23 protein-coding genes are annotated in these 25,614 nt (G+C 61.5%); 8 read left to right on the forward strand and 15 right to left on the reverse strand.

Annotated elements, in window-relative coordinates; all coding sequences use genetic code 11:
* Nucleotides 1-148 precede the first annotated feature (148 nt).
* The gene (locus tag BLQ09_RS23065; RefSeq protein ID WP_027605146.1) at nucleotides 149-1,690 is read left to right on the forward strand and encodes a phosphoenolpyruvate carboxykinase; all 1,542 of its coding nucleotides are present in this window, start codon (nucleotides 149-151) and stop codon (nucleotides 1,688-1,690) included.
* Nucleotides 1,691-1,817: 127 nt separating this feature from the next.
* Here the strand turns inward: BLQ09_RS23065 and BLQ09_RS23070 are convergent, their stop codons facing one another.
* The 3 genes from BLQ09_RS23070 to BLQ09_RS23080 form a co-directional block, all read right to left on the reverse strand.
* On the reverse strand, nucleotides 1,818-2,174 hold the full coding sequence (locus BLQ09_RS23070; protein ID WP_027605145.1) for a DUF1493 family protein: 357 nt from the start codon (nucleotides 2,172-2,174) through the stop codon (nucleotides 1,818-1,820).
* A 711-nt stretch (nucleotides 2,175-2,885) separates the two neighbouring features.
* Nucleotides 2,886-3,485: a putative adenosine monophosphate-protein transferase Fic gene (locus BLQ09_RS23075; protein ID WP_092358671.1), complete on the reverse strand. Its 600-nt coding sequence runs from the start codon at nucleotides 3,483-3,485 to the stop codon at nucleotides 2,886-2,888.
* Nucleotides 3,485-3,655 carry a YhfG family protein gene (locus BLQ09_RS23080; protein WP_003236014.1) on the reverse strand — a complete coding sequence of 57 codons (171 nt, stop codon included), beginning with the start codon at nucleotides 3,653-3,655 and terminating at the stop codon, nucleotides 3,485-3,487. The genes BLQ09_RS23075 and BLQ09_RS23080 overlap by 1 nt, the downstream gene beginning before the upstream one ends.
* Before the next feature lie 176 nt (nucleotides 3,656-3,831).
* On the opposite strand from BLQ09_RS23080, the gene BLQ09_RS23085 reads away from it, so the two are divergent.
* The 3 genes from BLQ09_RS23085 (at nucleotide 3,832) to BLQ09_RS23095 (ending at nucleotide 7,626) form a co-directional block, all read left to right on the forward strand.
* Entirely contained in the window at nucleotides 3,832-5,007 is a 1,176-nt protein-coding gene (locus BLQ09_RS23085) for a tetratricopeptide repeat protein (protein WP_027605143.1), read from the forward strand.
* 225 nt (nucleotides 5,008-5,232) lie between these two features.
* A complete protein-coding gene (locus BLQ09_RS23090) occupies nucleotides 5,233-7,185 on the forward strand; it encodes a RecQ family ATP-dependent DNA helicase (RefSeq protein WP_092358673.1) in 1,953 nt (650 codons plus the stop codon).
* A gap of 9 nt (nucleotides 7,186-7,194) precedes the next feature.
* Complete coding sequence (locus tag BLQ09_RS23095) at nucleotides 7,195-7,626, forward strand: acyl-CoA thioesterase (protein ID WP_065925806.1); 432 nt, start codon at nucleotides 7,195-7,197, stop codon at nucleotides 7,624-7,626.
* An 87-nt stretch (nucleotides 7,627-7,713) separates the two neighbouring features.
* On the opposite strand, the gene BLQ09_RS23100 is transcribed toward BLQ09_RS23095, so the two are convergent.
* The 4 genes from BLQ09_RS23100 to BLQ09_RS23115 form a co-directional block, all read right to left on the reverse strand.
* Nucleotides 7,714-8,187 (reverse strand): glycine zipper domain-containing protein, encoded by a 474-nt coding sequence (locus BLQ09_RS23100; protein WP_027605140.1) that lies wholly within the window; start codon nucleotides 8,185-8,187, stop codon nucleotides 7,714-7,716.
* A gap of 205 nt (nucleotides 8,188-8,392) precedes the next feature.
* Complete coding sequence (locus BLQ09_RS23105) at nucleotides 8,393-10,741, reverse strand: FdhF/YdeP family oxidoreductase (RefSeq protein ID WP_027605139.1); 2,349 nt, start codon at nucleotides 10,739-10,741, stop codon at nucleotides 8,393-8,395.
* Nucleotides 10,738-11,577: a formate dehydrogenase accessory sulfurtransferase FdhD gene (gene fdhD / locus BLQ09_RS23110; protein ID WP_027605138.1), complete on the reverse strand. Its 840-nt coding sequence runs from the start codon at nucleotides 11,575-11,577 to the stop codon at nucleotides 10,738-10,740. Before fdhD ends, BLQ09_RS23105 begins: the two co-directional genes overlap by 4 nt.
* A gap of 97 nt (nucleotides 11,578-11,674) precedes the next feature.
* The gene (locus BLQ09_RS23115) at nucleotides 11,675-12,562 is read right to left on the reverse strand and encodes a LysR family transcriptional regulator (protein WP_027605137.1); all 888 of its coding nucleotides are present in this window, start codon (nucleotides 12,560-12,562) and stop codon (nucleotides 11,675-11,677) included.
* Nucleotides 12,563-12,694: 132 nt separating this feature from the next.
* Between BLQ09_RS23115 and lysM the strand changes: the two genes are divergently transcribed.
* A complete protein-coding gene (gene lysM / locus BLQ09_RS23120) occupies nucleotides 12,695-13,135 on the forward strand; it encodes a peptidoglycan-binding protein LysM (RefSeq protein ID WP_027605136.1) in 441 nt (146 codons plus the stop codon).
* A 47-nt stretch (nucleotides 13,136-13,182) separates the two neighbouring features.
* On the opposite strand, the gene yrfG is transcribed toward lysM, so the two are convergent.
* Nucleotides 13,183-13,845 carry a GMP/IMP nucleotidase gene (gene yrfG / locus BLQ09_RS23125; RefSeq protein WP_053140324.1) on the reverse strand — a complete coding sequence of 221 codons (663 nt, stop codon included), beginning with the start codon at nucleotides 13,843-13,845 and terminating at the stop codon, nucleotides 13,183-13,185.
* Nucleotides 13,846-13,932: 87 nt separating this feature from the next.
* Here yrfG and nudE point away from each other — a divergent pair, with 87 nt between their 5' ends.
* On the forward strand, nucleotides 13,933-14,499 hold the full coding sequence (nudE, locus tag BLQ09_RS23130) for an ADP compounds hydrolase NudE (RefSeq protein ID WP_027605134.1): 567 nt from the start codon (nucleotides 13,933-13,935) through the stop codon (nucleotides 14,497-14,499).
* The gene (gene cysQ, locus BLQ09_RS23135; protein WP_027605133.1) at nucleotides 14,496-15,332 is read left to right on the forward strand and encodes a 3'(2'),5'-bisphosphate nucleotidase CysQ; all 837 of its coding nucleotides are present in this window, start codon (nucleotides 14,496-14,498) and stop codon (nucleotides 15,330-15,332) included. The genes nudE and cysQ overlap by 4 nt, the downstream gene beginning before the upstream one ends.
* A gap of 65 nt (nucleotides 15,333-15,397) precedes the next feature.
* Here cysQ and BLQ09_RS23140 read toward each other — a convergent pair whose 3' ends face one another.
* The 7 genes from BLQ09_RS23140 to rfbB are packed head-to-tail and all read right to left on the reverse strand — an operon-like array spanning nucleotide 15,398 to nucleotide 22,460.
* On the reverse strand, nucleotides 15,398-15,853 hold the full coding sequence (locus BLQ09_RS23140) for a YiiD C-terminal domain-containing protein (protein WP_027605132.1): 456 nt from the start codon (nucleotides 15,851-15,853) through the stop codon (nucleotides 15,398-15,400).
* A 26-nt stretch (nucleotides 15,854-15,879) separates the two neighbouring features.
* Nucleotides 15,880-17,256, reverse strand: coding sequence for a sigma-54-dependent transcriptional regulator (locus BLQ09_RS23145; protein WP_092358675.1), 1,377 nt, complete (start codon nucleotides 17,254-17,256; stop codon nucleotides 15,880-15,882).
* Nucleotides 17,253-19,061, reverse strand: coding sequence for a sensor histidine kinase (locus BLQ09_RS23150; protein ID WP_027605130.1), 1,809 nt, complete (start codon nucleotides 19,059-19,061; stop codon nucleotides 17,253-17,255). Before BLQ09_RS23150 ends, BLQ09_RS23145 begins: the two co-directional genes overlap by 4 nt.
* Nucleotides 19,062-19,097: 36 nt before the next feature.
* Nucleotides 19,098-19,967, reverse strand: coding sequence for a dTDP-4-dehydrorhamnose reductase (rfbD, locus tag BLQ09_RS23155; protein ID WP_092358677.1), 870 nt, complete (start codon nucleotides 19,965-19,967; stop codon nucleotides 19,098-19,100).
* Complete coding sequence (gene rfbC, locus BLQ09_RS23160) at nucleotides 19,964-20,509, reverse strand: dTDP-4-dehydrorhamnose 3,5-epimerase (protein WP_027605128.1); 546 nt, start codon at nucleotides 20,507-20,509, stop codon at nucleotides 19,964-19,966. The genes rfbD and rfbC overlap by 4 nt, the downstream gene beginning before the upstream one ends.
* On the reverse strand, nucleotides 20,506-21,381 hold the full coding sequence (rfbA, locus tag BLQ09_RS23165) for a glucose-1-phosphate thymidylyltransferase RfbA (RefSeq protein ID WP_027605127.1): 876 nt from the start codon (nucleotides 21,379-21,381) through the stop codon (nucleotides 20,506-20,508). Before rfbA ends, rfbC begins: the two co-directional genes overlap by 4 nt.
* On the reverse strand, nucleotides 21,378-22,460 hold the full coding sequence (gene rfbB, locus BLQ09_RS23170) for a dTDP-glucose 4,6-dehydratase (RefSeq protein ID WP_092358679.1): 1,083 nt from the start codon (nucleotides 22,458-22,460) through the stop codon (nucleotides 21,378-21,380). Before rfbB ends, rfbA begins: the two co-directional genes overlap by 4 nt.
* Before the next feature lie 146 nt (nucleotides 22,461-22,606).
* Here rfbB and BLQ09_RS23175 point away from each other — a divergent pair, with 146 nt between their 5' ends.
* Nucleotides 22,607-25,507, forward strand: a complete 2,901-nt coding sequence (locus BLQ09_RS23175; RefSeq protein ID WP_027605125.1) for an aminotransferase — start codon at nucleotides 22,607-22,609, stop codon at nucleotides 25,505-25,507.
* Nucleotides 25,508-25,614: the final 107 nt, after the last annotated feature.

Raw genomic sequence — 25,614 nt, forward strand, 5'->3', positions numbered from 1 at the left:
ATGCCGGATTAGAGGCGTTCTGACGGGAGGGCCCTACTCTTTTTGGGCTTTTCTGGCATAATCCGGCCCACTTTTTTCGCGGTAGTAGTGCGCAACTTTCTACTACAAAACGTTTGGAGCACTCGGCCACAGGCCGACGGGGAACCTCATGACGCAAGCCAATAACGCCGTATACACCGATCTGAGTGTTGACGATCTGGTCAAAGAAGCCCTGCAGCGCGGTGAAGGCGTGCTTGCCGATACCGGCGCGCTGGTCGTGGAAACCGGTCACCGTACCGGCCGTTCGCCAGTCGACCGTTTCATCGTTGAAGAGCCTTCCACCCAGGATTCCATCGCCTGGGGCCCGATCAACCGCAAGTTCCCGGCCGACAAGTTCGATGCCCTGTGGGCCCGCGTCGAGGCGTTCAACAACGCGCAAGAGCATTTCGTTTCCCACGTTCACGTAGGGGCTGCCGAAGACCACTACCTGGCCGTGAAAATGACCACCCAGACTGCCTGGCAGAACCTGTTCGGTCGTTGCCTGTTCATCAACCCGGCCCAGTACAACCCGGCCGGTCGTGACGAGTGGCAAGTGCTCAACGTGGCCAACTTCGAGTGCGTGCCAGAGCGTGACGGCACCAACTCCGATGGTTGCGTGATCCTCAACTTCGCCCAGAAAAAAGTGCTGATCGCCGGCATGCGCTACGCCGGTGAAATGAAGAAAGCCATGTTCTCGGTGCAGAACTACCTGCTGCCGGCTTCCGACGTACTGCCGATGCACTGCGCCGCCAACATTGGCGAAGCAGGCGACGTGACCCTGTTCTTCGGTCTGTCGGGTACCGGCAAGACCACCCTGTCCGCCGACGAAAGCCGCTACCTGATCGGTGACGACGAACACGGCTGGGGCGAAGGCGTGGTGTTCAACATCGAAGGCGGTTGCTATGCCAAGTGCATCGACCTGTCCGAGAAGAACGAGCCGGTTATCTGGAAAGCCATCAAGCACGGCGCCGTGCTGGAAAACGTCGTGATCGACGAGGCCAAGCACGCCGACTATGCCGATGTCAGCCTGACCCAGAACAGCCGCGCCGCCTACCCGCTGGAGCACGTTGCCAAGCGTTCCGAGAAGAACCTGGGCGGCGAGCCAAACGCGGTGATCTTCCTGACCTGCGACCTGACCGGCGTACTGCCGCCCGTGTCCATCCTCAGCGAAGAACAAGCGGCCTACCACTTCCTGTCCGGCTACACCGCGCTGGTGGGCTCGACCGAAATGGGTTCGGGCAGCGGCATCAAGTCGACCTTCTCCACCTGCTTCGGCGCGCCGTTCTTCCCACGCCCGGCCGGCGAATACGCAGAGCTGCTGATCAAGCGCATCCGCGGCTTCGGCTCCAAGGTCTACCTGGTCAACACCGGCTGGACCGGCGGCGGCTACGGCGTTGGCAAGCGCTTCAACATCCCGACCACGCGCGGCGTGATCGCAGCGATCCAGAGCGGCGCTCTGATCGGTGCTGAAACCGAACACCTCGACACCATCAACCTCGACGTGCCATTGGCCGTACCGGGCGTTGAGACCGGCCTGTTGAACCCACGTAACACTTGGGCAGACAAGGCGGCTTACGATGAAGCAGCGAAGGCGCTGGCTGGTCTGTTCATCGAGAACTTCAAGAAGTTTGAAGTGAGTGATGCGATCAAGGCTGCGGGTCCGAAGTTGTAAGACTCGGTCGCTGTTAAAAAGCCGCCCCTAGTGGGCGGCTTTTTTGTGCGCGAAGGGTTAGTCGACGATAGGCAGAATCATTGCCCCTCCACCTTTGAGTTGCGGTGTGCCTGGAGCTGATCTTCGTTCAGCTCAGGTTTTCCAGTGTCTGGGTGTCCCAGCTGTGGGTCTTGATGGCCAGGTAGAGCATGCCGATGGTCAGCGGCACCTTGTCGCCATGCCCCTTGCCCCGACGCTTGAGGAACACGTCAAAGACCGGTGGGTTGAAGTAACGATAAGTGTCGTAGTCGCCGAGGTCGAGTGCGAACTCCTGCTCCAGCGCTTCCATGAGTTGCTTGGCTTCACTGCCGTCACAGCCCAGGTCGAAATTGAGTGAGGTTTGCAGGCGGATGGTCTTGTGTTTCGGCAGGCCGATTTCTTCGTGCAGCAGTTGCAGGAGTTGCTGCATCACAGGGTCTTCGGGGAAGTTGGGGGCGAGGTTCATGGTGGGGGCACGCAGGAGTGGATGAAGGGGCTGGTTGCGTTGGAGGCGGTATTTGTTTCGAGTGATGAAGAGCGCCAAGCCTATCAAGAATACAAAGACAGGTAGGAGGGGCATTCTGAGGATCACCGCTACATAGGGTAGTAGGAACGTCAAAATAAGGCCTGTTGTAAGAAATGTGACTGCGAAGTGCTTTCTGAGCATTGGGTCTGTGATTTGGTAGTGCAGCATCAAATAGATAAGGAGAAAGGAAGCGAATTGAAGGTAAAGGGCCATGTCACTAAGACCCGTCCGAGTAGACATGCATTGAGAGTGTTGACCGCGCCACCGTTTTTGCTTCAAGCAGGCATAGATTGGCCAAAGCATGCCGATTGTCAGGCACAACAGTGAAGCGATTCACTGTGAAGATGACGCCATAGTGGCCGATGTGTTGAGCCCTTTCGATGTTCACAGGTTTCTGCCGAGAAAGTTGAGACCGCGCTATTTTCATTCAGCTACGGGTAACTTCTGTAGAGGGTCAAGCGGGTGTTTGGAGCAGTTTGGGAAGGGGATGTCGCGGTGTTTGGAGGTTTCCTACAACGGTTTCCGGCATTTGTGGCTTGGCAGTGCTTGTAGGAGCGAGATTGCTCGCGAAAAACTCAAGGGCGCCGTGTTTTTTCTGGTCCATCGCCTCGCCGTTGATCAGATCATTTCCACGCAGAGCGTGAGGAACGATCACTGCCCTGCAGGCCTGCTGACACACCGCTCAAAAATCGCCACCAACCCCCGATAATCACACGCCACCGCATCGATATTCGCCGGTATCCATGCCGCGTGTTTCACCAGCCACCAGTTCACTGAAAACCCCGCGTTGACGATGATCTGTTCGAACAAAATCCGCTGCGCCCGGCCATTGCCCTCGCGGAAGGGGTGGATGACGTTGAGGTCGCCATAGGCTTCGGCAATCCTGCTTATCAACTCGGTTTGGCTGGCACCGACAAACCAGTTTGCTTCTTCCATCTGCCGGATGATCTTCGCGGCTTCCGGGGGGATGCGCTCCGGGGTGCAGAACAGGGTGTCGCCTTTCTGGATGTTCACGCTGCGCAACTCACCGGCCCACTCGTAGATGTCACCAAACAGCGTGCGGTGGATGTGTTGCAGGCGGTCGAGGTCGTAGGGCGGGGGGAAGAGCGGGAGGCTGCCTACGGCGATTTCGGATAATTCCCGCTCGGCCTGGTGCAGGCGGGCTTCGTCGAGCAAATCGAGGCGGTTGCGCAGGACGCTGCTACCGGGATAGCAGTACGGATCCTGGCCCACCCCGTATTTGTCGAGCATCAGCGTGGGGTGTTGCGGTACTTGGCAAGGACGGCTTCGCGGGTCGGCAGGGGTTTGTCGACGTCGGCCGGCTGGGTGTCGAACCCTTCCAGGCGCAGGCTGGCCAGGTAATTGGAACGGCGGATCTTGTGGTAATGATCCTGTTTTTGCTCAAACGTCAGTTCGCTCATCGCAGCGTACTCCTGGGTAGCAAGGTTTGATTGTAGCGCAATGCTTCAATGGGCAGGCGGGATAAAAACCACGTCACATTTTGTATAAAAAGTCCGCCGACACCCGGAATTCAGCGTATGTTTCACCGCAAAATCTTGCAGGGCGATTTCCGCCCGCGACTTAAAGGGAGTTAGGCATGGGTTTGCTTCGTGTTGCTTCGGCGATGTCATTGTGTGCGGTGGCTTTTTCGGTCCAGGCCGGGCAGTTGCCGATCGAAGTGCTCAGTGCGGTGGTCAAGGACCAGAAAATCGCCGATGCCGAAGTGCTGCTGCAACGTAACGGCGCACAGAACGTGGTGGGCCGCACCAACGCCCAGGGCCAAGTGACGCTGACCAGTGAGGCCGCCGATGATGGGAGCAACCTGCTGATCATCAAGAAGCCTGGCTACTCCAACCTGGTGGTGAAGTGCCCCTGCGCGGGCATGACCTACGCCATCAGCCCGGTGATGGAAAACCTCGATGGCCTGCGTGTGGTGCTGACCTGGGGCAAGACGCCGAGTGACCTCGATTCCCACATGATTTTCCCCGGCAATAACATCTACTTCGAGAACCAGAAGGGTACCGATGCCGAGTTGGATGTGGATGACACCGACAGCTACGGCCCGGAAACCATCACCCTGCAGAAAAAACACTACGGCGAAAGCTATGTTTATGCCGTGCATGACTACAGCAATGGCGGCAACCCAGGCTCGCGCCAGTTATCCGACAGCGAAGCCAAGGTGTTCGTGTACATGGGCCAATCGCTGGTGCGTACCTACTACGTGCCCAAGAACCGCAGCGGCAACCTGTGGACGGTGTTCCGCATGACCGGCAGCGGCGACTTCCAGGACATCAACACTTTCAGTGGCGTGACCGTGAATGCGGCGAATGTGCTGAACGAAGTCAAACCGCTGCTGGATGACAGCGTGGCGGTCACCGCCGTCACCGTCAGTTCTTCCGTACAAACAGATGCGAAGCGTCTGAACCTGCAGGGTGAAGCGGCCTACCAGGCCGGCAAGCTGGACCAGGCCATCGACCTGTTCCGCCAGGCTATCGAGCTGGACAATGGCTTCGGCAAGGCCTACGGCAACCTCGGTCTGGCGTATCAGAAAGCCGGCAACACTGCCGAGTCGATCTGGGCCAATCGCAAGGCTATCGCCCTCGCCACCGGTGCCAATGCTGCCACCGTACGTGCAGGTGCCTACTACAACATTGCGCGGATCTACGAAGCGGCGGGGCAGTTCCCGGATGCATTGCGTCACTATCAACTGGCCAAGGAACAGAAGGCCAACCCGGTGTATGACACGGCGATTGAGCGGGTGCAGAACCGCTGATTCAGCTGTAGCGCAGGCTGAAATGTGGGAGGGGGGCAATCCCCCTCCCACATTTGGTTTGTGGTGTTCCTACAGCCACAGTCGAACTTGTCAAATTTGGCCCAAGGCCATTGCTGCACCCTGTGTATCATCCTGTCTCTTTTTTCCATGCGACCTTTCTCGATTCGCTGAGCTTACTGGGCTACGTTTTTAAGCCACCTTCAGCGGTCAATGGAGTGACAGCCTATGCACGACACCCTCCAGCAGGTCTTTGGTTATCCACAGTTTCGTCCGGGCCAGGAAGAAACGGTCAGCGCCGTACTGGCAGGTCGTTCGGCTGCGGCCATTTTTCCTACGGGGTCGGGCAAGTCCCTGTGTTACCAACTGTCGGCGGTGTTGCTGCCGCACCTGACGCTGGTGGTGTCGCCGTTGTTGGCGTTGATGCAGGACCAGTTGGGCTTCCTGCAACGCCACGGTATTTCGGCGGGCAGTATCGATTCGGCGCAAAGCCGCGAGGACGCCAATGACGTGATGGCACGCGCGCGGTCGGGCGAGCTGAAAATCCTGATGATTTCCGTGGAGCGCTTGAAGAACGAGCGTTTTCGCCACTTCCTGCAAAGTGTGCAGATCTCGCTGCTGGTGGTGGATGAGGCGCACTGTATTTCCGAGTGGGGCCACAACTTCCGCCCGGATTATTTGAAGCTGCCGGACTACCAGCGCCAGTTCAAGATCCCACAAGCGCTGCTGCTGACGGCTACAGCCACGCCCAAGGTGATTGCCGACATGCAGGCCAAGTTCGCCATTGCGCCGGATGACGTGGTCACCACGGGCTTCTATCGGCCCAACCTCAACCTGTTGGTGGAGCCGGTCGCGGGTGCGGACAAGCGTCGTCGCCTGGTGCAGTGGATGAGCGCGCGGGCCAACCAGCCCAGCATCGTCTACGTCACCTTGCAGAAAACCGCCGAGCAGATTGCCGAGCACCTGAACCGCAACGGTATCCAGGCCGAGGCGTATCACGCCGGCTTGCCCCACGACAGGCGTGAAGGCATCCAGCAGCGCTTCATGGGCGGGCGCTCCAATTGCATCGTCGCTACCATCGCGTTTGGCATGGGCATCGACAAGAGCGATATCCGCAATGTGGTGCATTTTGACCTGCCCAAATCCATCGAGAACTACAGCCAGGAAATCGGCCGTGCGGGGCGTGATGGGCAGCCCTCGGACTGCCTGGTTCTGGCCAACCGCGACAGCCTCAATGTGCTGGAAAACTTCGTGTATGGCGATACGCCGGAGCAGGACGGTATTCGGCGGGTGCTGGAAGAGTTGCAGGCCGCGCGCAGTGAAGGGCAGTGGGAGTTCCTGCTGAGGTCGCTGTCGGACCACAGCAACATCCGCGAACTGCCACTGAAGACACTGTTGGTGCAATTGGAGCTCAAGGGCGTGATCGCGCCGCGCTACGCGTTTTATGCCGAATACCGCTTCAAGTACCTGGTCGAGCCCGAGGCTCTGCTGACGCGTTTTTCCGGCGAGCGCCAGCAGTTTGTCGCGGCGATCATCCAGGTGTGCAAGCGTGCGAAAACCTGGGCGACCGTGGATTTCGATGCGCTTTACCAGCAACACAATGCCGAACGCAGTCGGGTGGTGAAGGCCTTGGATTACTTCCAGGAACAAGGCCTGATCGAGTTGGAAAGCAAGCAGATGACGGAGGTCTACAGCCTGCTGGATACCGAGTTTGATCCACAGGTGTTGAGCGCCGAGTTATACACAGGCTTCAAGCAGCACGAGGTGACGGAAGTGGCGCGGATTCACGCCATGCTCGATCTGTTCGCCACCGAACATTGCCTGGGGCAGCGCCTGGCGCGTTACTTTGGTGATGAAAATGCACCGCAGCGCTGCGGGCACTGCTCCGTGTGCCACGGTCACGTCGTGCATTTGCCGGCGCCGCCGAGCCTGCCGCCACTTGTGGATAAAAACTTCATGGGGCTGTGCGGTGATTTTATCCACAGGCATCATGAGCACACCGGACAGTTGCCGGGCGCTGAGCGGCTGACACGGTTCCTGGGGGGTATCAGCGTGCCGTTGTTTACCAAGTTGAAGGCGCGGGGCATTCCCGGTTTCGCAGCGCTGGAAGACTACCCCTACGCCGACGTGCGTGAGTGGGCCCAAGCCCACTTGAGTGACCTTGTAACCCTACTTTCATGAGACCTGCCCATGCCTGACTCGATGCCGCAACGCGCCGATTACCGTCACTTCCAGCCGATCATCACGCGTTGGCACGACAACGATGTGTACGGCCATGTGAACAATGTCACCTACTACAGCTTCTTCGACACGGCGGTGAATACCTACCTGATCGAACAGGGTGGGTTGGATATTCATGACGGTGAGGTGGTGGGGTTTGTGGTGAGTTCGGCGTGCGATTACTTCGCGTCGATTGCCTTTCCCGACCGCCTGGACATCGGCCTGCGGGTGGGCAAGCTGGGCAACAGCTCCGTGCAGTACGAGTTGGCGGTGTTCAAGGCAGGCGAAGAGGAAGCCTGCGCTGCGGGGCGCTTTGTGCATGTGTTCGTGGATCGGGGGACGAACCAGCCGGTGACGATTCCGGGGATGTTGCGCGAGGCGTTGCAGCGGTTGGTTGTCTGACTTCGGCGTTGCAGGCACCACGGAACCCAATGTGGGAGGGGGCAAGTAAGCCCCCTCCCACATTGATTTTGCAGTGTTCTTTAGCGCTTAGCGGTGACGGTAGTGATGCTTGTTCTTGCGATGCCCGTAGGCATGGCCGCGGCCGCGATGGTCGTCGCGGTCATAACGGCGGCTATCACGACTACGACGATCATCGTCATCGCTCTTGTTGCCCATGTAGTTGCCCAGCGCACCGCCCGCGCCACCGCCGGCCGCTGAACCGATCAGTGCCCCGGTGCTGCCGCCGACACTGCGGCCCACCACGTTGCCGCCGGCTGCGCCCAGTGCGCCGCCAATGGCTGCTTCGCCGCGGCTGCGCTTGTCGGCTCCGACCGCACTACCGCCTGCGCCGCCCAGGGCCGCGCCGATGGTTGAACCGGTGTTGCCGCCCAACTGCTGGCCGACAACCGAGCCTAGAACCCCGCCCAATGCGCCGCCCACACCGGCTTCGGTGGTGCCACCGGCCATGGCTGCGCCACTGACCAGGCCAAGGGACAACAAGAGAATCGAGGAGAACTTCATAGAGAGACCTCAAGAGGATGACGGCGCGATCCTGAGGCTGTATTGACATGGTTACAATAGAAATCCGACCAGTAACACGAGTTGTACACAATTCTCTAAGTTACTGTTTTAGCTCGGGAACTTAAGTAGTTTTTGCGAGTCTTTAGCTACTTCGGAACGGCCGCTTTTATGCAAAAGCGGCCTCTTTTGTGCCCGAAATGATCAGTCAGGCCGAACGCGCCATGATCAGCCCATTGTCACTGGCAGCTTCCAAACGTATCGCCACGAACTTCGACGTCGGTGTATGGCTGCCATCCCCGGTGCTTTCCAGCGGCACCAACGGGTTCACTTCCGGGTAGTAAGCCGCAGCCTGCCCCGCCGGAATATCAAACGCCAGCAAGGTGAAGCCCTTCACACGACGCTCGCGGCCGTCTTCCCACAACGACACGATGTCGGCTTTCTGCCCCGGCTTGAAGCCGAGGCGGATGATGTCGGCTTCGTTGACGAACAGCACGTCACGCTGGCCTTTGACCCCGCGATAGCGGTCGTCCAGGCCATAAATGGTGGTGTTGTACTGATCGTGGGAGCGCATCGATTGCATGATCAGGTCCGGCACGTGGCCCGTGGCGTGGGTGCGCTCGTGGATCAGGTCCTTGGGCAGGATGTTCGGGCGGAAGTTGGCACGGCCCGAAGGCGTGTTCCAGCGCCGGGCACCTGCGGAGTTGCCCAGGTAGAAACCACCGGGGTGTTTCAGGCGTTCGTTGAAGTCCTTGAAGCCTGGGATGGTATCGGCGATCAGGTCGCGGATGCGGCTGTAGTCGGCCACCAACCAGTTCCAGTCCACCGGTTTGCTGCCCAGGGTTGCGGCGGCGATGCCGGCGAGGATGGCCGGTTCTGATTTCATCAACTTCGACAGCGGCTGCAGTTGGCCGTTGGAGTCATGGACCATGCTGAACGAGTCTTCCACCGTCACCGCTTGCGGACCTTCGGCCTGGATGTCGATGTCGGTGCGGCCCAGGCACGGCAGGATCAGCGCGTCTTTGCCGTGCATCAGGTGGCTGCGGTTGAGCTTGGTGCTGATCTGCACGGTCAGGTCGCAATTGCGCAGTGCTTCGAAGGTGCGCGGGCTGTCCGGGGTGGCTTGGGCGAAGTTGCCCCCCAGGCCGATAAACACCTTGGAGCGACCTTCAAGCATGGCGTGGATTGCTTCCACCACGTTGTGCCCGTTGGTGCGCGGCACCTGGAACTGGAAGCGCCGCTCCAGGGCGTCGAGGAACGCCACCGGTGGGCGTTCGTTGATGCCCATGGTGCGGTCGCCCTGCACGTTGCTGTGGCCACGCACCGGGCACAGGCCGGCGCCGGGGCGGCCGATGTTGCCGCGCAGCAGCATCAGGTTGGCGATTTCCTGGATGGTCGGCACCGAGTGGCGGTGCTGGGTGATACCCATCGCCCAGCACATGATCACGTTCTTGCCCTTGGCGTACATGCGCGCCGCTTGCTCGATCTCGACCAGGGTCAGGCCGGACTGTTCGACGATTTCATCCCAGGAGGTATCGTCGATCTGGCCCAGGTAATCCAGCACGTTGGCCGTGTGTTCATTGAGGAAGTCGTGGTCGAACACGGCTTCCTTGCCTTCGGCCTGAGCCTGGCGCTCCCACAGCAGCAGGAACTTGGCCATGCCGCGCAGGATGGCCATGTCGCCACCCAGGGCCGGGCGGAAGTACGCGGTGTTGGTCGGCTTGTCGCCGTTGGTGAGCATTTCCAGCGGATGCTGCGGATGCTGGAAGCGCTCCAGGCCGCGCTCCTTGAGGGGGTTGATGCACACCACCTGGGCACCGCGTTTGACCGCTTCACGCAGCGGTTCGAGCATGCGCGGGTGGTTGGTGCCGGGGTTCTGGCCCCAGACGAATATCGCATCGGCATGTTCGAAGTCATCAAAAGTCACGGTGCCTTTGCCGACCCCCACGCTCTGGGCCAGGGCCACGCCGCTGGCCTCGTGGCACATGTTCGAGCAATCCGGGAAGTTGTTGGTGCCGTAGGCGCGCACAAACAGCTGGTACAGGTACGCCGCTTCGTTACTGGCACGGCCCGAGGTGTAGAACTCGGCCATGTCCGGGCTGGGCAGGGCGTTGAGGTGCTTGCCGACCAGGTCGAAGGCCGCTTCCCAACTGATGGGGGTGTAGCGGTCGGTTTCGGCGTCGTAGCGCATCGGCTCGGTCAGGCGGCCCTGGTACTCGAGCCAATAGTCGCTTTGCTCCAGCAGCGCGGTGACGCTGTGCTTGGCGAAAAACGCTGCGTCAACGCGGCGCTTGGTGGCTTCCCAGTTGACCGCCTTGGCGCCGTTCTCGCAGAACTTGACCATGCCGCTTTCCGGCGAGTCGCCCCAGGCGCAGCCCGGGCAGTCGAAGCCGCCGTTCTGGTTGGTCTTGAGCATCATGCGCAGGTTTTTCAGCGCGTTGTCGCTGGTCAACCACGCCTGTGCCACGCTGATCAGCGCACCCCAGCCGCCAGCCGGGCCCTTGTAGGGCTTGTAGCGCGGGGTTGGGGTTTGGTCGGCTTGATGATGATTGCTCACGGCTGGTTCTCCATCGCAGGGCTGTAGACCCGCGGCGCACTTTTCTGCGGCAGGTGGATGAGATTGAGGTGATGCCGGCGAGCCCATTGCAGGGCCAGGCCGGTGGGCGACGACAGGCTGACCAGGGTCTGAATGCCCGCGCGCAGGACTTTCTGGATCAATTCGAGGCTGCAACGGCTGGTGACAATCGCCAGCCCGCCGTCGGTGCGGACCCGTTGGCGGATCAGCGCACCGATCAACTTGTCGAGGGCGTTGTGCCGGCCGATGTCTTCACGGCCCATTAGCAATTCGCCCTGGTTATCCATGAACACGGCCGCATGCACAGCGCCGCTGTACTGGCCCAAAGGCTGGAACGCACTGATGCGCTGGCGCAGGCCGTCGAGCCATTCGGCAGGCGGCAAGGGCGCGCCGGGCAGCACTTGAAGGTCCGGCAGGGCCTGTTCCATCGCTTCCACTCCGCACAGGCCGCAGCCGCTGGTGCCTGCCAGCTGGCGGCGCTGCTGCTTGAGGTTCCAGAACGCACGGCTGGAGATCTGCACCTGAGCGTATTGGGCCGAACCCGAACCGCTGAGTTTCAGATCATAAATATCGCTGACGTCGGCGATAATGCCGCTGCCGATGCTGAACCCGACAATAAAGTCTTCCAGGTCCGTGGGCGTGACCAGCATGACGGCCTGGCTGATGTCGTTATAGGCAATCGCCAACGCTACTTCTTCGGCCAAGGCGGTGCTGGCGACTTCAGTGTGCTCAAGGTTGCAAAACTGGTAGCTCTGGCTGGCGACGGGCGCGGACGCTTCCGGAGCAGGCGCCGCGCAGACTGGGCGCTTGGCGTTCATGGGGCAGTACCACCGGCGGATTGATCAGTGTTTAGACTAGGCGCGACAAAGCGTCGCGTCTAATTGCCAGTACTGATCTACCGATAGATGACGTCGATCAAGACTCTGTTTGCGATTTCTGAAACAGCGCGAAACACGCCTCTGCCAATGCCGAACGCGGCGCGCTGCGCCGCATGATCAGGCCCAGGCGCGCCAGGGTGTGGGCGTCTTCGATGGGTTGCAGGCGCAAATGTTCGGTGAGGGCGTCCAGGCCGCCGTCCAACGGCATGACGGCGCAGCAGAGTCCGCCATGCACCGCTTGTAACAACTGATGGACGGCGTCGGTTTGTAACAGCGGCTGCGGGTGCAGGCCCCGGCTGTGGAAGTTGTGGTCGATGGACTGACGGAAGTGCATGCCACTGGTGAGCATGCCCAGGGGCAGTTCGATCAAGGCCTCCCAGCTCAGCGGCTTGTCGCCAAAACTGAAATAGCGCTGGTCGTAGAGCAGGCCCATGCGGGTTTCGCCGAGGGCCAGGGAGTCGAAGCGCTCGTTGTCCAGGCGATCGAGGTAGGACACGCCCAGGTCCAGGCGATTGCTCGCCAACTGTTCGAGGATCTGCTCGGAGCTGAGGGCCGACAGCTCAAAGCGCAGGCTCGGATGCTCCTTGTGCAGTTGTTGCATCAACGCCAGCGGATCAAAGCTCGACAACGGCACCACACCCAGGCGCAACGTACCCACCAGGTTGCCACGGCAGGCGGCGGCTTCGGCCTGCAAACCGTCATAGGCCGCCAGCACCGTGCGTGCCCAGGCCAGCACGCGCTCGCCGGGGGCGGTGAACCCTTCGAAGCGCTGGCCGCGATTGACCAGCGGCAAGTCCAGCTCTTCTTCAAGGTTGCGCAGGCGCATCGAAAGGGTTGGCTGGGTGATGTGGCAACGCGCCGCGGCCTGGCCGAAGTGACGGGTCTCGTCGAGGGCGATGAGGAATTTCAGCTGCTTGATGTCCATCTTCGCTCCAGGGCTTATTCCAATGGCGGGGGGATTCTAGCGCGTTTGCGTCTTTGGTCGGGCTGGAACACAAGTCTGCCGGACTGGTCTAGTCTTGGGCATCTGGAAATCAACTACCAAGGAGAGCGCACTATGAGCATTTTCAGCTTTATCAAAGAAGCCGGCGAAAAGATTGTCGACCTGTTGACGCCGGGTAATGCCAACGCGAGTGAGCAGTTGAAGGAACACGTAGCGAAGGTGGGTCTGGGGAATCCGAATGTGCAGACCACGGTGGATGGCGACAAAGTGACCGTGACCGGTGAAGTCGCCACCCAGGAAGAGAAAGAGAAGATTCTGCTGGCGCTGGGTAACATTCAAGGCGTGGCCAGTGTGGATGACCAGATCACCGTAACCGGCCCGGCAGTTGCCGCCGCCCGTTTCGTCGTGGTGAAAAAGGGTGACACCCTCAGCGCGATCTCCCTGACGGTGTACGGTAACGCCAACCTGTACAACAAGATCTTCGAGGCCAACAAGCCGCTGTTGTCCCATCCGGACAAGATTTACCCAGGGCAGACACTGCGTATTCCTGAGTAATACACGGGCGAAAAGGTGGGAGGGGGGCTTGCTCCCTCCCACAGGGTTCAGAGCCCGGCAATGAGATCGCGGTAGTCACCGACTGCTGCAAATTCAGCCGTGTCCTTTGGCCCCTTTTTGCTGTCCGGCTCTTTCACCGCCAGCAAATGCCCCACGCCAAACGCCTGGGCACTGCGCAGGATCGGCAGGGTGTCGTCGATAAACAGGCTGCGAGCCGGATCGAACTGGATGTCAGCCTGCAAGGCATCCCAGAACTGCGGGTTTTCCTTGGCGAAGCCGTAGTCGTGGGAGCTGATCAATCGCTCGAAGTACGGCGCCAGTTCAATGCGCTCCAACTTCAATGACAGCGAATCACGATGGGCGTTGGTGATCAGGATCACGCGCTTGCCGGCCTGTTTGATCGCCGCCAGGAAGGTGTCGGCATCCGGGCGCAGGGCGATCAGGTGGGCGGTTTCCAGCTTGAGTTCGCGCACCGGGATGTTCAGTTCCGCACTCCAGAAATCCAGGCAATACCATTGCAACTGTCCGGCGTTACGCTCGAACAGAGGCTGCAACTCCATCTCGGCCATGGCCCGGCTCACCCCGTGCAGTTCGGCGTAACGCTGGGGCAGGTGTTCCATCCAGAAATGGTTGTCGTAATGCAGGTCGAGCAGGGTGCCGTCCATGTCCAGCAGGACGGTGTCGATGGCGTGCCAGGGCAAAGAGGGCATGGTGCGGTCTCATGTAAGTAAAGATATCCGACACAGACAATCGGAAAAGCCACGGTATAGTAACCCGATCACGCCAAGGAGCCGCTTATGCGCCAGAAACCCACCGTCCTCGCCCGCGAAATAGTCGCCAGTAGCCGTTTGTTCCGCGTGGAGGAAGTGCAATTGCGCTTTTCCAATGGCGTTGAACGGACCTACGAGCGCCTGGTGGGCCGCGGTGCCGGCTACGGCGCAGTGATGATCGTGGCGATGATCGACGAAGATCATGCGTTGCTGGTTGAAGAGTACTGCGGCGGTACCGATGAGTATGAGCTGTCGTTGCCCAAGGGCCTGATCGAACCCGGCGAAGACGTGCTGGCGGCGGCCGACCGGGAACTCAAGGAAGAAGCCGGCTACGGCGCACGGCAGTTGGAACACATTACCGAGCTGTCGTTATCCCCTGGCTACATGAGCCAGAAAATCCAGGTGGTGCTCGCCACCGAACTCTATGAAGAACGCCTGGAAGGTGATGAGCCCGAGCCGATGCGTGTGGACAGGGTCAACCTGCGCGAGCTGTCGCAGCTTGCGCAAAACGAGCAATTCAGCGAAGGCCGCGCCCTGGCGGCGTTGTACCTGGTACGAGATTTGTTGATTCAGCGTGGAGCGTTTACCCCATGAGCGAACTGTTTTTAGGCCACCCGTTTATCGCCCCTGTGATCGAACTGGCCCGCCAGGCGGGTGAAGTGATCCTGCCGTACTGGCGCGCCGATGTGGCGGTGACCTCCAAGGCCGATGATTCGCCGGTGACGGCGGCCGACCTGGCCGCCCACCATCTGATTCTTGCGGGCCTTACCGCATTGGACCCGAGCATCCCGGTACTGTCCGAAGAAGACGCTGACATCGACCAGAGCGTACGTGCCGGCTGGCAGCGCTGGTGGCTGGTGGACCCGCTGGATGGCACCAAGGAATTTATCGCCGGCAGCGAAGAATTCACCGTCAATATTGCCCTGGTCGAACAGGGGCGCGTGGTGTTCGGCGTGGTGTCCATGCCCACCAGTGGCCGTTGCTACTTCGGTGGTGCCGGCCTGGGGGCGTGGCGTTCCGACGTGAACGAAGCGCCCAGGCAGATCCAGGTGCGCGAGGCCCCGGCAGTTGGTGAGGCGTTCACCGTGGTCGCCAGCCGCCGGCATACCAGCCCCGAGCAAGAGCGTCTGCTGGACGGTTTGAGCGAAGGGTTGGGGGAGTTGAAGCTGGCGAATATCGGCAGCTCGTTGAAATTCTGCCTGTTGGCCGAGGGCAGTGCCGATTGCTACCCGCGGCTGGCGCCGACTTCGCAGTGGGATACGGCGGCGGCCCAGGGTGTATTGGAAGGGGCGGGCGGCGAGGTGCTGGAGTTGAGTGGCGAGCCGTTCAGCTATCCAGCGCGGGCGTCGTTGCTGAATCCGTTTTTCCTGGCGTTGCCGGCGAAGGCGGCGTGGCGTGAGCGGTTGCTGACCTTGGCCCGCTCTTAATACCTCAGCCGATCTGAATGTGGGAGGGAGCAAGCCCCCTCCCACATTTTTTTGTGTATTGGCTTCTAGCGGTGCAAGACGTATTGGCCGGTAAACGTAACGGCCCGCTCTTCACTGCCCTCATTCACGATCCAGGTGTCCAACGCCAGCCGCGCCCGGCCATAGCGCCTGTAGGTCGCCAAAAAACGCTTCCACACCTTCTCCTCCGGTGCCGCGCAAATGGCGGTCGCGTCGTGCGTCACCGGCAGCGGATAACTGATCTGCCCTTCCTGAATCACGATATGCCCGTCTTCAATCCCTTCCTCGCGCAGTTGCAGGTGCATCCAGCCCCAACCCGCCAGCACCGCGCCGCAGTAGAGGCTGCCGCCGAACATGGTGCTCTTGTGGTTGATATTGGCGTGCAGGGGCAGATGCAGTCGCAGTTGCCCGTCTTGCCAGTCGAGTACCTTGAGGCCCATTTCGCGGGTCAGGGGGATGTCGTGGTGGAGGATGGATTCCAGGTAACGGCTGTCGCGGCTCATGGCGGCCTCTTGGTGGGTGGGCAGGGTCATTCGTCGTCAGTGCTTGGGTTGGCGAAGTTCAGGCCGTGCTTGCGCAGTTTGTCGTGCAGGGTCTTGCGCGGTACGCCGAGGGCTTCTGCGAGGCTGCGCATGGAGCTGTGGGGGCGGGTCAGTTCGGCGGCGATCAGGCTTTTTTCGAACTGCTCGACCTGTTCGCTCAAGCCGCCCGGCGTGGAAGTCAGCACGCTGCTGGCGGGGTTGTCCGGGGTGCTGTCCAGCGCCAACTCCAGGCCCAAGGCGAAGCGCTCGGCGGCGTTCTGCAATTCGCGCACATTGCCCGGCCAGCTATGACGCAACAGCAGGGCACGCTGGCCCGGTTGCAGCTCATGCAACGGCAGGCCATGGCGGCTGCTGGCTTCGTCGGCGAAGTGCTGGAACAGCATCAACGCATCTTCACCGCGCTCGCGCAGTGGCGGAATACGCAACGGCGCGACGTTGAGGCGATAGTACAAGTCGGCGCGGAAGCGGCCCTGGTCGGCGGCCAGGCGCAGGTCTTCCTTGGTGGCGGCGATGATGCGGATATCCAGCGGGATCAGCTGATTGCCGCCGAGGCGCTCCACCACACGCTCCTGTAACAGACGCAGCAGCTTGACCTGCACGTCCAGGCTCATGCTTTCGATTTCATCGAGGAACAAGGTGCCGCCGTTGGCGAATTCGAATTTGCCGATGCGCCGCTTCTGCGCGCCGGTAAAGGCGCCGGGCTCATGGCCGAACAGTTCGCTCTCCACCACCGACTCGGCCAACGCCCCGGCGTTGATCGCCACAAACGGCCCGCTGCGCCGGCTCGACAGGTCGTGCAGCGCGCGGGCCACCACTTCCTTGCCGGCGCCGGTTTCGCCGAGGATCAGCACATCTGCGCGGGTTGCGGCCAGGGCGCCGATCTGCTCGCGCAGGCGCAGCATCTGTGGCGAGTGCCCCACCAGGCGGGTGCTCAGTTGTTGGCGGTCGCTCAGGGCCAGGCGCAGGCTGCGGTTGTCGAGCACCAGCCGGCGCAGGGCCAGGGCGCGGCGCACGCTGTCGAGCAGGGCGTCGCTGGCGAAGGGTTTCTCGAGGAAGTCATAGGCTCCCGCGCGCATGGCCTGCACCGCCAGCGGCACGTCGCCGTGGCCGGTGATCAGCAGCACCGGCAGGTCCGGATCCTGGCCGTGCAGCTCGTCCAGCAGCTCCAGGCCGTCCATGCCGGGCATGCGGATGTCGCTGACCACCACGCCCGGCCAATCCCGCGACAGGCGCGCGGTGAGGCCGGTGGCTTCGCCCAGGGGCAGGACGTTCAGCCCGGCCAGGTCCAGGGTCTGGCACAGGGCCTGACGCAAGTGCGGATCATCGTCGATCAACACCACCTGAATCTGGTTATCGATACTCATACACTGCGGTCCTCGGACGGTTGCAGACTGACGCCCGGCGAGCCGGCACGCAATTTCAGGGTTAACAGCGCGCCACCTTCCTTGTGGTTGGCAAACAGCAGTTCGCCGCCAAAGGCACGCATCAGGGTGTCACAGATCGCCAGGCCCAGGCCCAAGCCCTGGGTGCGGGTCTTGGTGGTGTAGAACGGTTCGCTGGCGCGGCCCAGGGCTTCCATGCAAAAGCCCGGGCCGTTGTCGCGAATGTACAGGTTGACGCCCTGGGCGGTGGTTTCGGCACTCAGCCACAGTTTGCGCGGCGGGCCTTTTTCGGTAAGGGCGTCGAGGGCGTTGGCCAGCAGGTTGCCCAGTACCTGGCGCAGACGGGTTTCGCCGGCCTGTACCCACAGGGTCGCTTCCGGCAAATCGCGGATCAGTTCCACTTCCATCGAGCGCCGCCGCTTGGCCAGGAGTGCCAGGGCGTCGTCGAGGGCGGGTTGCAGGGCCACGCTCTCCGGCGCGTGCCGGTCGCGCCGGGCGAAGGCGCGCAGGTGGGCGATGATCGAGGCCATGCGTCCGGTCAGTTCGCTGATCAGCTTGAGATTGCCCCGGGCATCGCTGGTGCGCTCGTGGTCGAGCAGGATCTCGGCGTTTTCCGCATAGCTGCGAATCGCCGCCAGGGGTTGGTTGAGTTCGTGGCTGATACTCGCCGACATGGTGCCCAGCGCTGACAGCTTGCCCGCCTGCACCAGGTCATCCTGGGCGCGCACCAGTTCCTGCTGGGCGTGTTCGCGCTCCAGCACTTCCTGTTTGAGGCGCCGGTTCAGGCCTTCCAGATCGCTGGTACGTTCGACCACGCGCATCTCCAGCTCGCGGCGGGCCTTGGCTTCGAAGGCGATGCGGTCCAGGTAGTGGCGACGGCGCTGCATCAACAGGCCCAGCAGCAGCATCAACACCAGCAACGTGGCGCCGCCCACGGCGACCACCGTGCGCACCGGGCGGCTGATCAAGGATTGCGGTGCCAGGATTTCCACATTCCAGCCGGTCTCGGCAATGGCGGTGGATTGGCGCAGCCATGCGCTGCTGCTCAGGCTCAGGGGTTGCGGGTCGCGCGTGGGGTAGGGCTGGATGGCGATGATGGCCTGGCGTTCCTCGGCGGTCAGCGGCCGGGTGGCACGGAAGCGCCATTGCGGGCGCGACGTGAGGATCACCACGCCGTTGTGGTCGGTGACCAGCAGTTGTTCCGGGGTATTGCCCCACAGGCTTTCGGTGTGGTCCAGGTCGACCTTGACCACCAGTACGCCGATGATCGTGTCGCCATCGCGCACCGCGGCGGCGAAGAAATAGCCGCGCTTGGCCGAGGTGGTGCCCAGCCCGAAAAACCGTCCCAGGCGCCCGGCCATGGCTTCGCTGAAATAGGGCCGGAACGAGAAGTTGCGCCCGACGAAACTGTCCTGCTTGTCCCAATTGGACGCGGCGAGGGTCTTGCCGGTGGTGTCCATCAAATACATCACTTCCACCCCGGCCTGGGCGGCGACGTCCTTGAGCAGCATGTTGGCGTTGACCAGGTTGGTACTGACCTGCGGCGCGGCCAGCGCCGTGCGCAAGGCCGGCAAGTCGCCGAGGATCTGCGGCAGCACTTCATAGCGATGCAGGGTGCCCAGCAGGTTGGCGACGTACAGATCGAGGGTCTGGCGGTTTTGCCCGGCCAGTTCGCTGCGATAGTAACGCTCGGCCAAGTGCTCCAGCGGCCACAGCAACGGTGCCAGGCACAGGGCCAACAGGGCGAGGCTGCGCCAGCGGGGTCTTCGCGGAAGGGGTGGAGTCATGGGAGTCGTGCGCCTGTGGGTACAGGCGCATTATGCCTAGTGCTGCCCGGCAAGACACTCGCGCAATGCGTCTTGCCACAAGGGCTGACTGACGCGCCATTGCTGGCGCAGGTGGCTGCAATCGAGGCGTGAGTTCAGCGGGCGCCGGGCAGGCGTCGGGTAGGCGCTGGACGGGATCGCCTCCAGTTCGGCACACGCGCGGCCACTGGCGCGCAGGTGCTCGCCGATCGCCTGGGCAAAGCCGAACCACGAGGTTTCACCCTCGGCGGTCAGGTGGTAGATGCCCCATTCCCCGGCCTTGCCCGCCTGCCAGCGTTCGATCAGGGCGCGCGTACTGGCGGCAATGGTCACGGCCCACGTCGGCGCGCCGATCTGGTCGGCGACGATGCGCAGGTGGGGTTTTTCTTGCAGCAGGCGCTGCATGCTCAGCAGGAAGTTCTTGCCGTGGTTGGAGTAGACCCAGCTGGTGCGCAGGATCAGGTACTGGCCTCCCACTGCGGCAATCGCCTGTTCACCCGCCAGTTTGCTCTGGCCGTAGACGCCCAAGGGGTTGGGCGTATCTGCTTCGGTGTAGGGCCCAGGCTTGCTGCCGTCGAACACGTAGTCGGTGGAATAGTGGATCAACGGGCTGCCCAGGGCCTTGGCTTCCTCGGCGAGAATTCCGGGGGCGGTGGCGTTGATGGCGAAGGCGAGGTCCGGTTCGCTTTCGGCCTGATCCACAGCCGTGTGGGCGGCGGCGTTGATGATCAGGTCGGGGCGATGGGCGCGCACCTGCTGGCGGATGTGCTTGGCGTCGGCCAGATCGAGGTGCTCGCGGCCGAGGACAATCAGTTCGCCCAGGCCCTGGAGCTGCTGTTGCAGTGCCTGGGAGACTTGGCCATGTTGGCCGGTGATCAGGATTTTCATGGGAACAGATCGGCGTCCATCAGCAGTTTTCCAGCCTGGTCCTTGGCGGACAGTTGCGGCGGTTCGCTCAGTTGCCAGTCGATGGCCAACGTCGGGTCGTTCCACAGGATGCTGCGTTCCGCACTGGGCTGGTAGTAGTCGGTGGTCTTGTACAAGAACTCGGCGGAGTCGCTCAACACCACAAAGCCATGGGCGAAGCCTTCCGGCACCCACAACTGGCGATGGTTCTGTGCCGACAGACGCACGCCCACCCATTGCCCGAAATTCGGCGAACTGCGGCGGATGTCCACAGCCACGTCCAACACTTCACCGGCGGTAACCCGCACCAGTTTGCCCTGGGTGTGTTCCAGTTGGTAATGCAGGCCGCGCAGCACGCCTTTTTGCGAGCGCGAGTGGTTGTCCTGGACAAACTCGCGCTTGAGCCCGGTGGCCGCTGCAAAGGCGCGAGCATTGAAGCTTTCGTAGAAAAAACCACGCTCGTCACCGAACACCTTGGGCTCGATGATCATTACGCCAGGGAGTGAGGTGTCAACGACGTTCACCGGTTGTCTCCCGCCAACGTGTACAGGTATTGGCCGTAGCCGGTCTTGCCGAAGTATTGGGCGCGTTCGAGCAGATGGTCGCGGTCGATCCAGCCGTTGCTGTAGGCGATTTCTTCGAGGCACGCCACTTTGAGGCCCTGACGGTGTTCGATGGTCTGCACGTACTGTGAGGCTTCCAGCAGGCTGTCGTGGGTGCCGGTGTCGAGCCAGGCGAACCCTCGACCGAAGCGCTCTACCTGCAAGTCACCGCGCTTCAAATAGGCGTTATTGACGTCGGTGATTTCCAGCTCGCCGCGAGCCGAGGGCTTGACGGCTTTGGCGATGCTGATCACGTCATTGTCGTAGAAATACAGGCCGGTGACGGCATAGCTTGATTTGGGCGTAGTCGGTTTTTCTTCGATGGACAGGGCGCGGCCTTCGCTGTCGAAGTCGATCACGCCGAAGCGCTGCGGATCCTTGACCCAATAGCCAAATACCGTGGCACCTTTGCTGCGCTTTACCGCTGCATGCAGCTGCTCGCTGAAACGCTGGCCGTGGAAAATGTTGTCGCCCAGGATCAGGCACACGGGGTCGCTGCCGATGAACTGTTCGCCAATCAGAAAGGCCTGTGCCAAGCCGTCCGGCTGCGGTTGTTCGGCGTAGCTGAAGCTGACGCCGAACTGGCTGCCATCGCCCAGCAGGTTGCGGTATTGCGGTAAGTCCGCCGGGGTGGAAATCACCAGGATTTCTTTGATGCCCGCCAGCATCAGCACCGAGATCGGGTAGTAGATCATCGGCTTGTCATACACCGGTAACAGCTGCTTGGACACACCCAGGGTGATGGGGTGCAGGCGGGTGCCGGAGCCGCCGGCCAATACGATTCCTTTCATCATGCGATCAGATCCCTCGTGTCGGTATTGCCCAAGCGTTCACCCTGATAACTACCGTCCTGGACCCTGCGGCACCATTCCAGGTTATCGAGGTACCACTGCACGGTTTTGCGCAGCCCGGTGTCAAAGGTTTCTTCGGGTACCCAGCCCAGTTCGCGTTCGATCTTGCCGGCATCGATTGCGTAGCGTTGGTCGTGGCCTGGACGGTCTTTAACGAACGTGATCAGGTCGGTGTATTGCTCCACGTCGTGGGGATGTTGCGGCGCCAATTCCTCCAGCAGGGTGCAGATGCTGCGTACTACGTCGATATTCTTCTGTTCGTTGTGGCCGCCGATGTTGTAGGTCCCGCCGACCACGCCGTGTGTCACGACGCTGAGCAGTGCCCGGGCATGGTCTTCGACAAACAACCAGTCGCGCACTTGCAAACCATCACCATAGACCGGCAATGGTTTGCCCGCGAGGGCGTTGAGGATAACCAGCGGGATCAACTTCTCGGGGAAGTGGAAAGGCCCGTAGTTGTTGGAGCAATTGGTCAGCAGCACGGGCAGGCCGTACGTGCGGTGCCAGGCGCGGACCAGGTGGTCGGACGCGGCTTTGCTGGCCGAGTAGGGCGAGCTGGGCGCGTAGGGTGTGGTTTCGCTGAACAAGTCGTCCACGCCGTGGAGGTCGCCGTAGACTTCGTCGGTGGAAATATGGTGGAAGCGAAACGCACGTTTTTCTGGCTCGGCGAGTGTTTGCCAATAGCCACGGGCGGCCTCCAGCAGGCTGTAGGTGCCGACGATATTGGTCTGGATAAAATCCGACGGGCCATCAATCGAACGGTCGACGTGGGACTCGGCGGCCAGGTGCATGATCGCGTGGGGTTCGAAGCGTGCGAGCACGGCGCTGACGGTGGCCTGATCGATAATATCGGCCTGGACGAATTCATAGCGGCTATTGGACGCGATGCTGGTCAGCGATTCCAGGTTGCCGGCGTAGGTGAGCTTGTCGAGGTTGAGCACCTCGTGCTCGGTGTGCCGAATCAAGTGACGTATCAAAGCAGAACCGATAAAACCGGCGCCACCGGTAATGAGAATGCGCATGTCGGGGGCCCTTTCCTTAGACGAACGTTTAGCGAGTGCAGCATAGCCTGTGTTGGCGTGACGGGCAGGACGGCATGTGTACGGGGGTTGCGTAACCCCCCTGAAAGGTGGCGATATACACCTCTAAAAATTCGAGGTCATCCCCCATGCTGCTCGCCACGTTGATCCATCGCGCCAATCTACCCTGCCCGCAAGTAGGCCCCGACCAGGCAGCGCAATTGCTCGAGCAGCACTACGGCCTCACGGGCACCCTGCAATCACTGGGCAGCCAGCAAGACCTCAATTACAAAATCGACAGTGCCCGCGGTCGGTTTGTTCTGAAAATCTGCCGGGGCGACTATGCGGCGATTGAGCTGCAGGCCCAGCACGCGGCCCTCGACACCCTGCAGGCCGTGCGGGTGCCCAAGGTCATCAAGGCCCTGGACGGTGAAGAACTGCTGAGCGTGACGGTCGATGGCCAGCCCCTGCACGTGCGGCTATTGGACTATATCGACGGCCAGCCGTTGACCCATCTGCCGCATTTGGGGCGCGACGTGATCGCAGGCTTCGGCGACCTGTGCGGGCGCATGAGCCGCGCGCTGGCGGATTTCTCCCACCCTGGATTGGACCGTACCCTGCAATGGGACCCACGCCATGCCCGGGAACTGATCACCTATCTGTTGGCCACCCTGGAAAACCTGCCCCACCGCGCCGCACTGGAACAGGTGGCCGAGCAGGTTGAACAGCGCATTCGCCCCCTGGCCGACCGCCTGCCCTGGCAAGCGGTGCACATGGACATCACCGATGACAACGTGGTGTGGCAGCGCGATGCGCAACGGCACTGGCAACTGCAAGGCGTCATCGATTTCGGCGACCTGGTGCACACCTGGCGGATTGCCGACCTGTCGGTGACCTGTGCGGCTCTGTTGCACCATGCCGAGGGCGACCCGTTTGCCATCCTGCCGGCGGTCCGGGCCTGCCATGCCGTGACCCCGTTGCAACGCGAGGAATTGCAGGCGTTGTGGCCACTGATCGTCGCCCGTGCGGCAGTGTTGGTACTAAGCAGCGAACAGCAGCAACGCCTGGATCCGGACAACACTTACCTGTTGAAAAACGCCGAACACGAGTGGGAAATTTTCCATGTGGCGACGTCGGTGCCGTTTGAACTGATGGAGGCTGCGATTCTCGGCAGTGTCGGTGAGACGCTGCCGTCGATTGCCAGCCAGGACTTCGCGCCGTTGCTACCGGGCCTGGTGGGGCGTGAGTTCGCGCTGATCGACCTGGGTGTGCTCAGCCCGCATTTCGAAGCCGGCAACTGGGAACTGCCCGGCATTGATCGGCAACTGCTGGATCAGGCGGCGGCGGTGCATGGGCTGGCGGCAAGTCGTTATGGCCAATATCGGCTGTCGCGTACCTGCCCGGACAGTGCCACCGAACCGCAGACTTTCCCCCTCCACGTAGAGCTGCATCTGCCCCATGGCACGGTGTTGGAGGCGCCTTTTGCCGGAACGCTGCATCAGGACGCCGATGGCCTTGTGAGCGTGCAAGGGGTGGAGCTGAGCGTGCGGTTGTGGGGCGTGGACACCCGGTTGAAGCACGGTTCATTGCTGGTGGAGGGGCAGGTTCTCGGTGAGGTCCATGGGCCGCTGACCGTGCAACTGTGCCGTGCCGACCTCGAACCGCCGCTGTTTTGTACACCGTCCCGGGCATTGGCCTGGCAAGCCTTGTGCCCCTCGCCTGCGGCATTACTGGGACTGGCCTGTGATGCCGAACCGGAACTCGACCCCCACGCCCTGCTGGCCCGGCGTGATGCCAGTTTCGCCCGCTCGCAGAAGCACTATTACGTCGACCCGCCACGCATCGAGCGCGGCTGGCGCAACCACCTGATCGATATGCAGGGCCGTTCCTACCTGGACATGCTCAATAACGTCGCCGTACTGGGTCACGGCCACCCGCGCATGGCGGCGGTGGCGGCGCGGCAATGGTCGCTGCTCAATACCAACTCGCGGTTTCACTATGCCGCCATTGCCGAGTTTTCCGAGCGCTTGCTGGCGCTGGCGCCGGCGGGCATGGATCGGGTGTTCCTGGTCAACAGCGGCACCGAGGCCAACGACCTGGCCATCCGCCTGGCCTGGGCCTACAGCGGTGGGCGCGACATGCTCAGTGTGCTGGAGGCCTATCACGGCTGGTCGGTGGCGGCGGATGCGGTGTCCACCTCGATTGCGGACAATCCCCAGGCCTTGAGCAGCCGCCCGGAGTGGGTCCATCCGGTTACCGCGCCGAACACCTATCGCGGTGAATTCCGCGGGCAGGACAGTGCGCCGGACTACGTACGAAGCGTGGAACATAACCTGGCGAAAATCGCTGCGAGCAAGCGCCAACTGGCCGGGTTTATCTGTGAACCGGTGTACGGCAACGCCGGCGGCATCTCCCTGCCGCCGGGTTACTTGCAGCAGGTGTACGGGTTGGTGCGTGCCCAAGGCGGCGTGTGCATCGCCGATGAAGTGCAGGTGGGCTACGGCCGCATGGGGCACTTTTTCTGGGGCTTCGAAGAGCAGGGCGTGGTGCCCGACATCATCACCATGGCCAAGGGCATGGGCAATGGTCAGCCACTTGGCGCGGTGATCACCCGTCGCGAGATCGCCGAGGCATTGGAGGCCGAGGGGTATTTCTTCTCATCGTCGGGGGGCAGCCCGGTAAGTTGCCGGATCGGCATGGCGGTGCTGGATGTGATGGAAGAAGAAAAATTGTGGGAAAACGCCCAGGTGGTCGGCGGGCATTTCAAGGCGCGGCTGGAAGCACTGATCGACCGTCATCCCCTGGTAGGCGCGGTTCACGGTTCCGGTTTCTATCTAGGCCTGGAGTTGGTGCGTGACCGGCAAACCCTGGAGCCCGCCACCGAAGAGACCACCCTGTTGTGTGATCGATTGCGAGAGTTGGGGATTTTCATGCAGCCGACTGGCGATTATTTGAACATCCTCAAGATCAAGCCGCCGATGGTGACCTCCAAACGTAGCGTGGACTTCTTTGTCGACATGCTGTCGAAGGTGCTGGATGAGCAACTGTAAATAATCGATTGTTATCGGTCATTGGCTGTCATATTTTTCATTCATGCTGTTTATTCTCTTCTAAGGCCGATTTTTATCCGTTATAAAGTCGGCCTTTACCCCATTCG

This window comes from Pseudomonas sp. NFACC25, from assembly GCF_900100935.1.
GTDB classification, from domain to species: Bacteria; Pseudomonadota; Gammaproteobacteria; order Pseudomonadales; family Pseudomonadaceae; genus Aquipseudomonas; species Aquipseudomonas marginalis.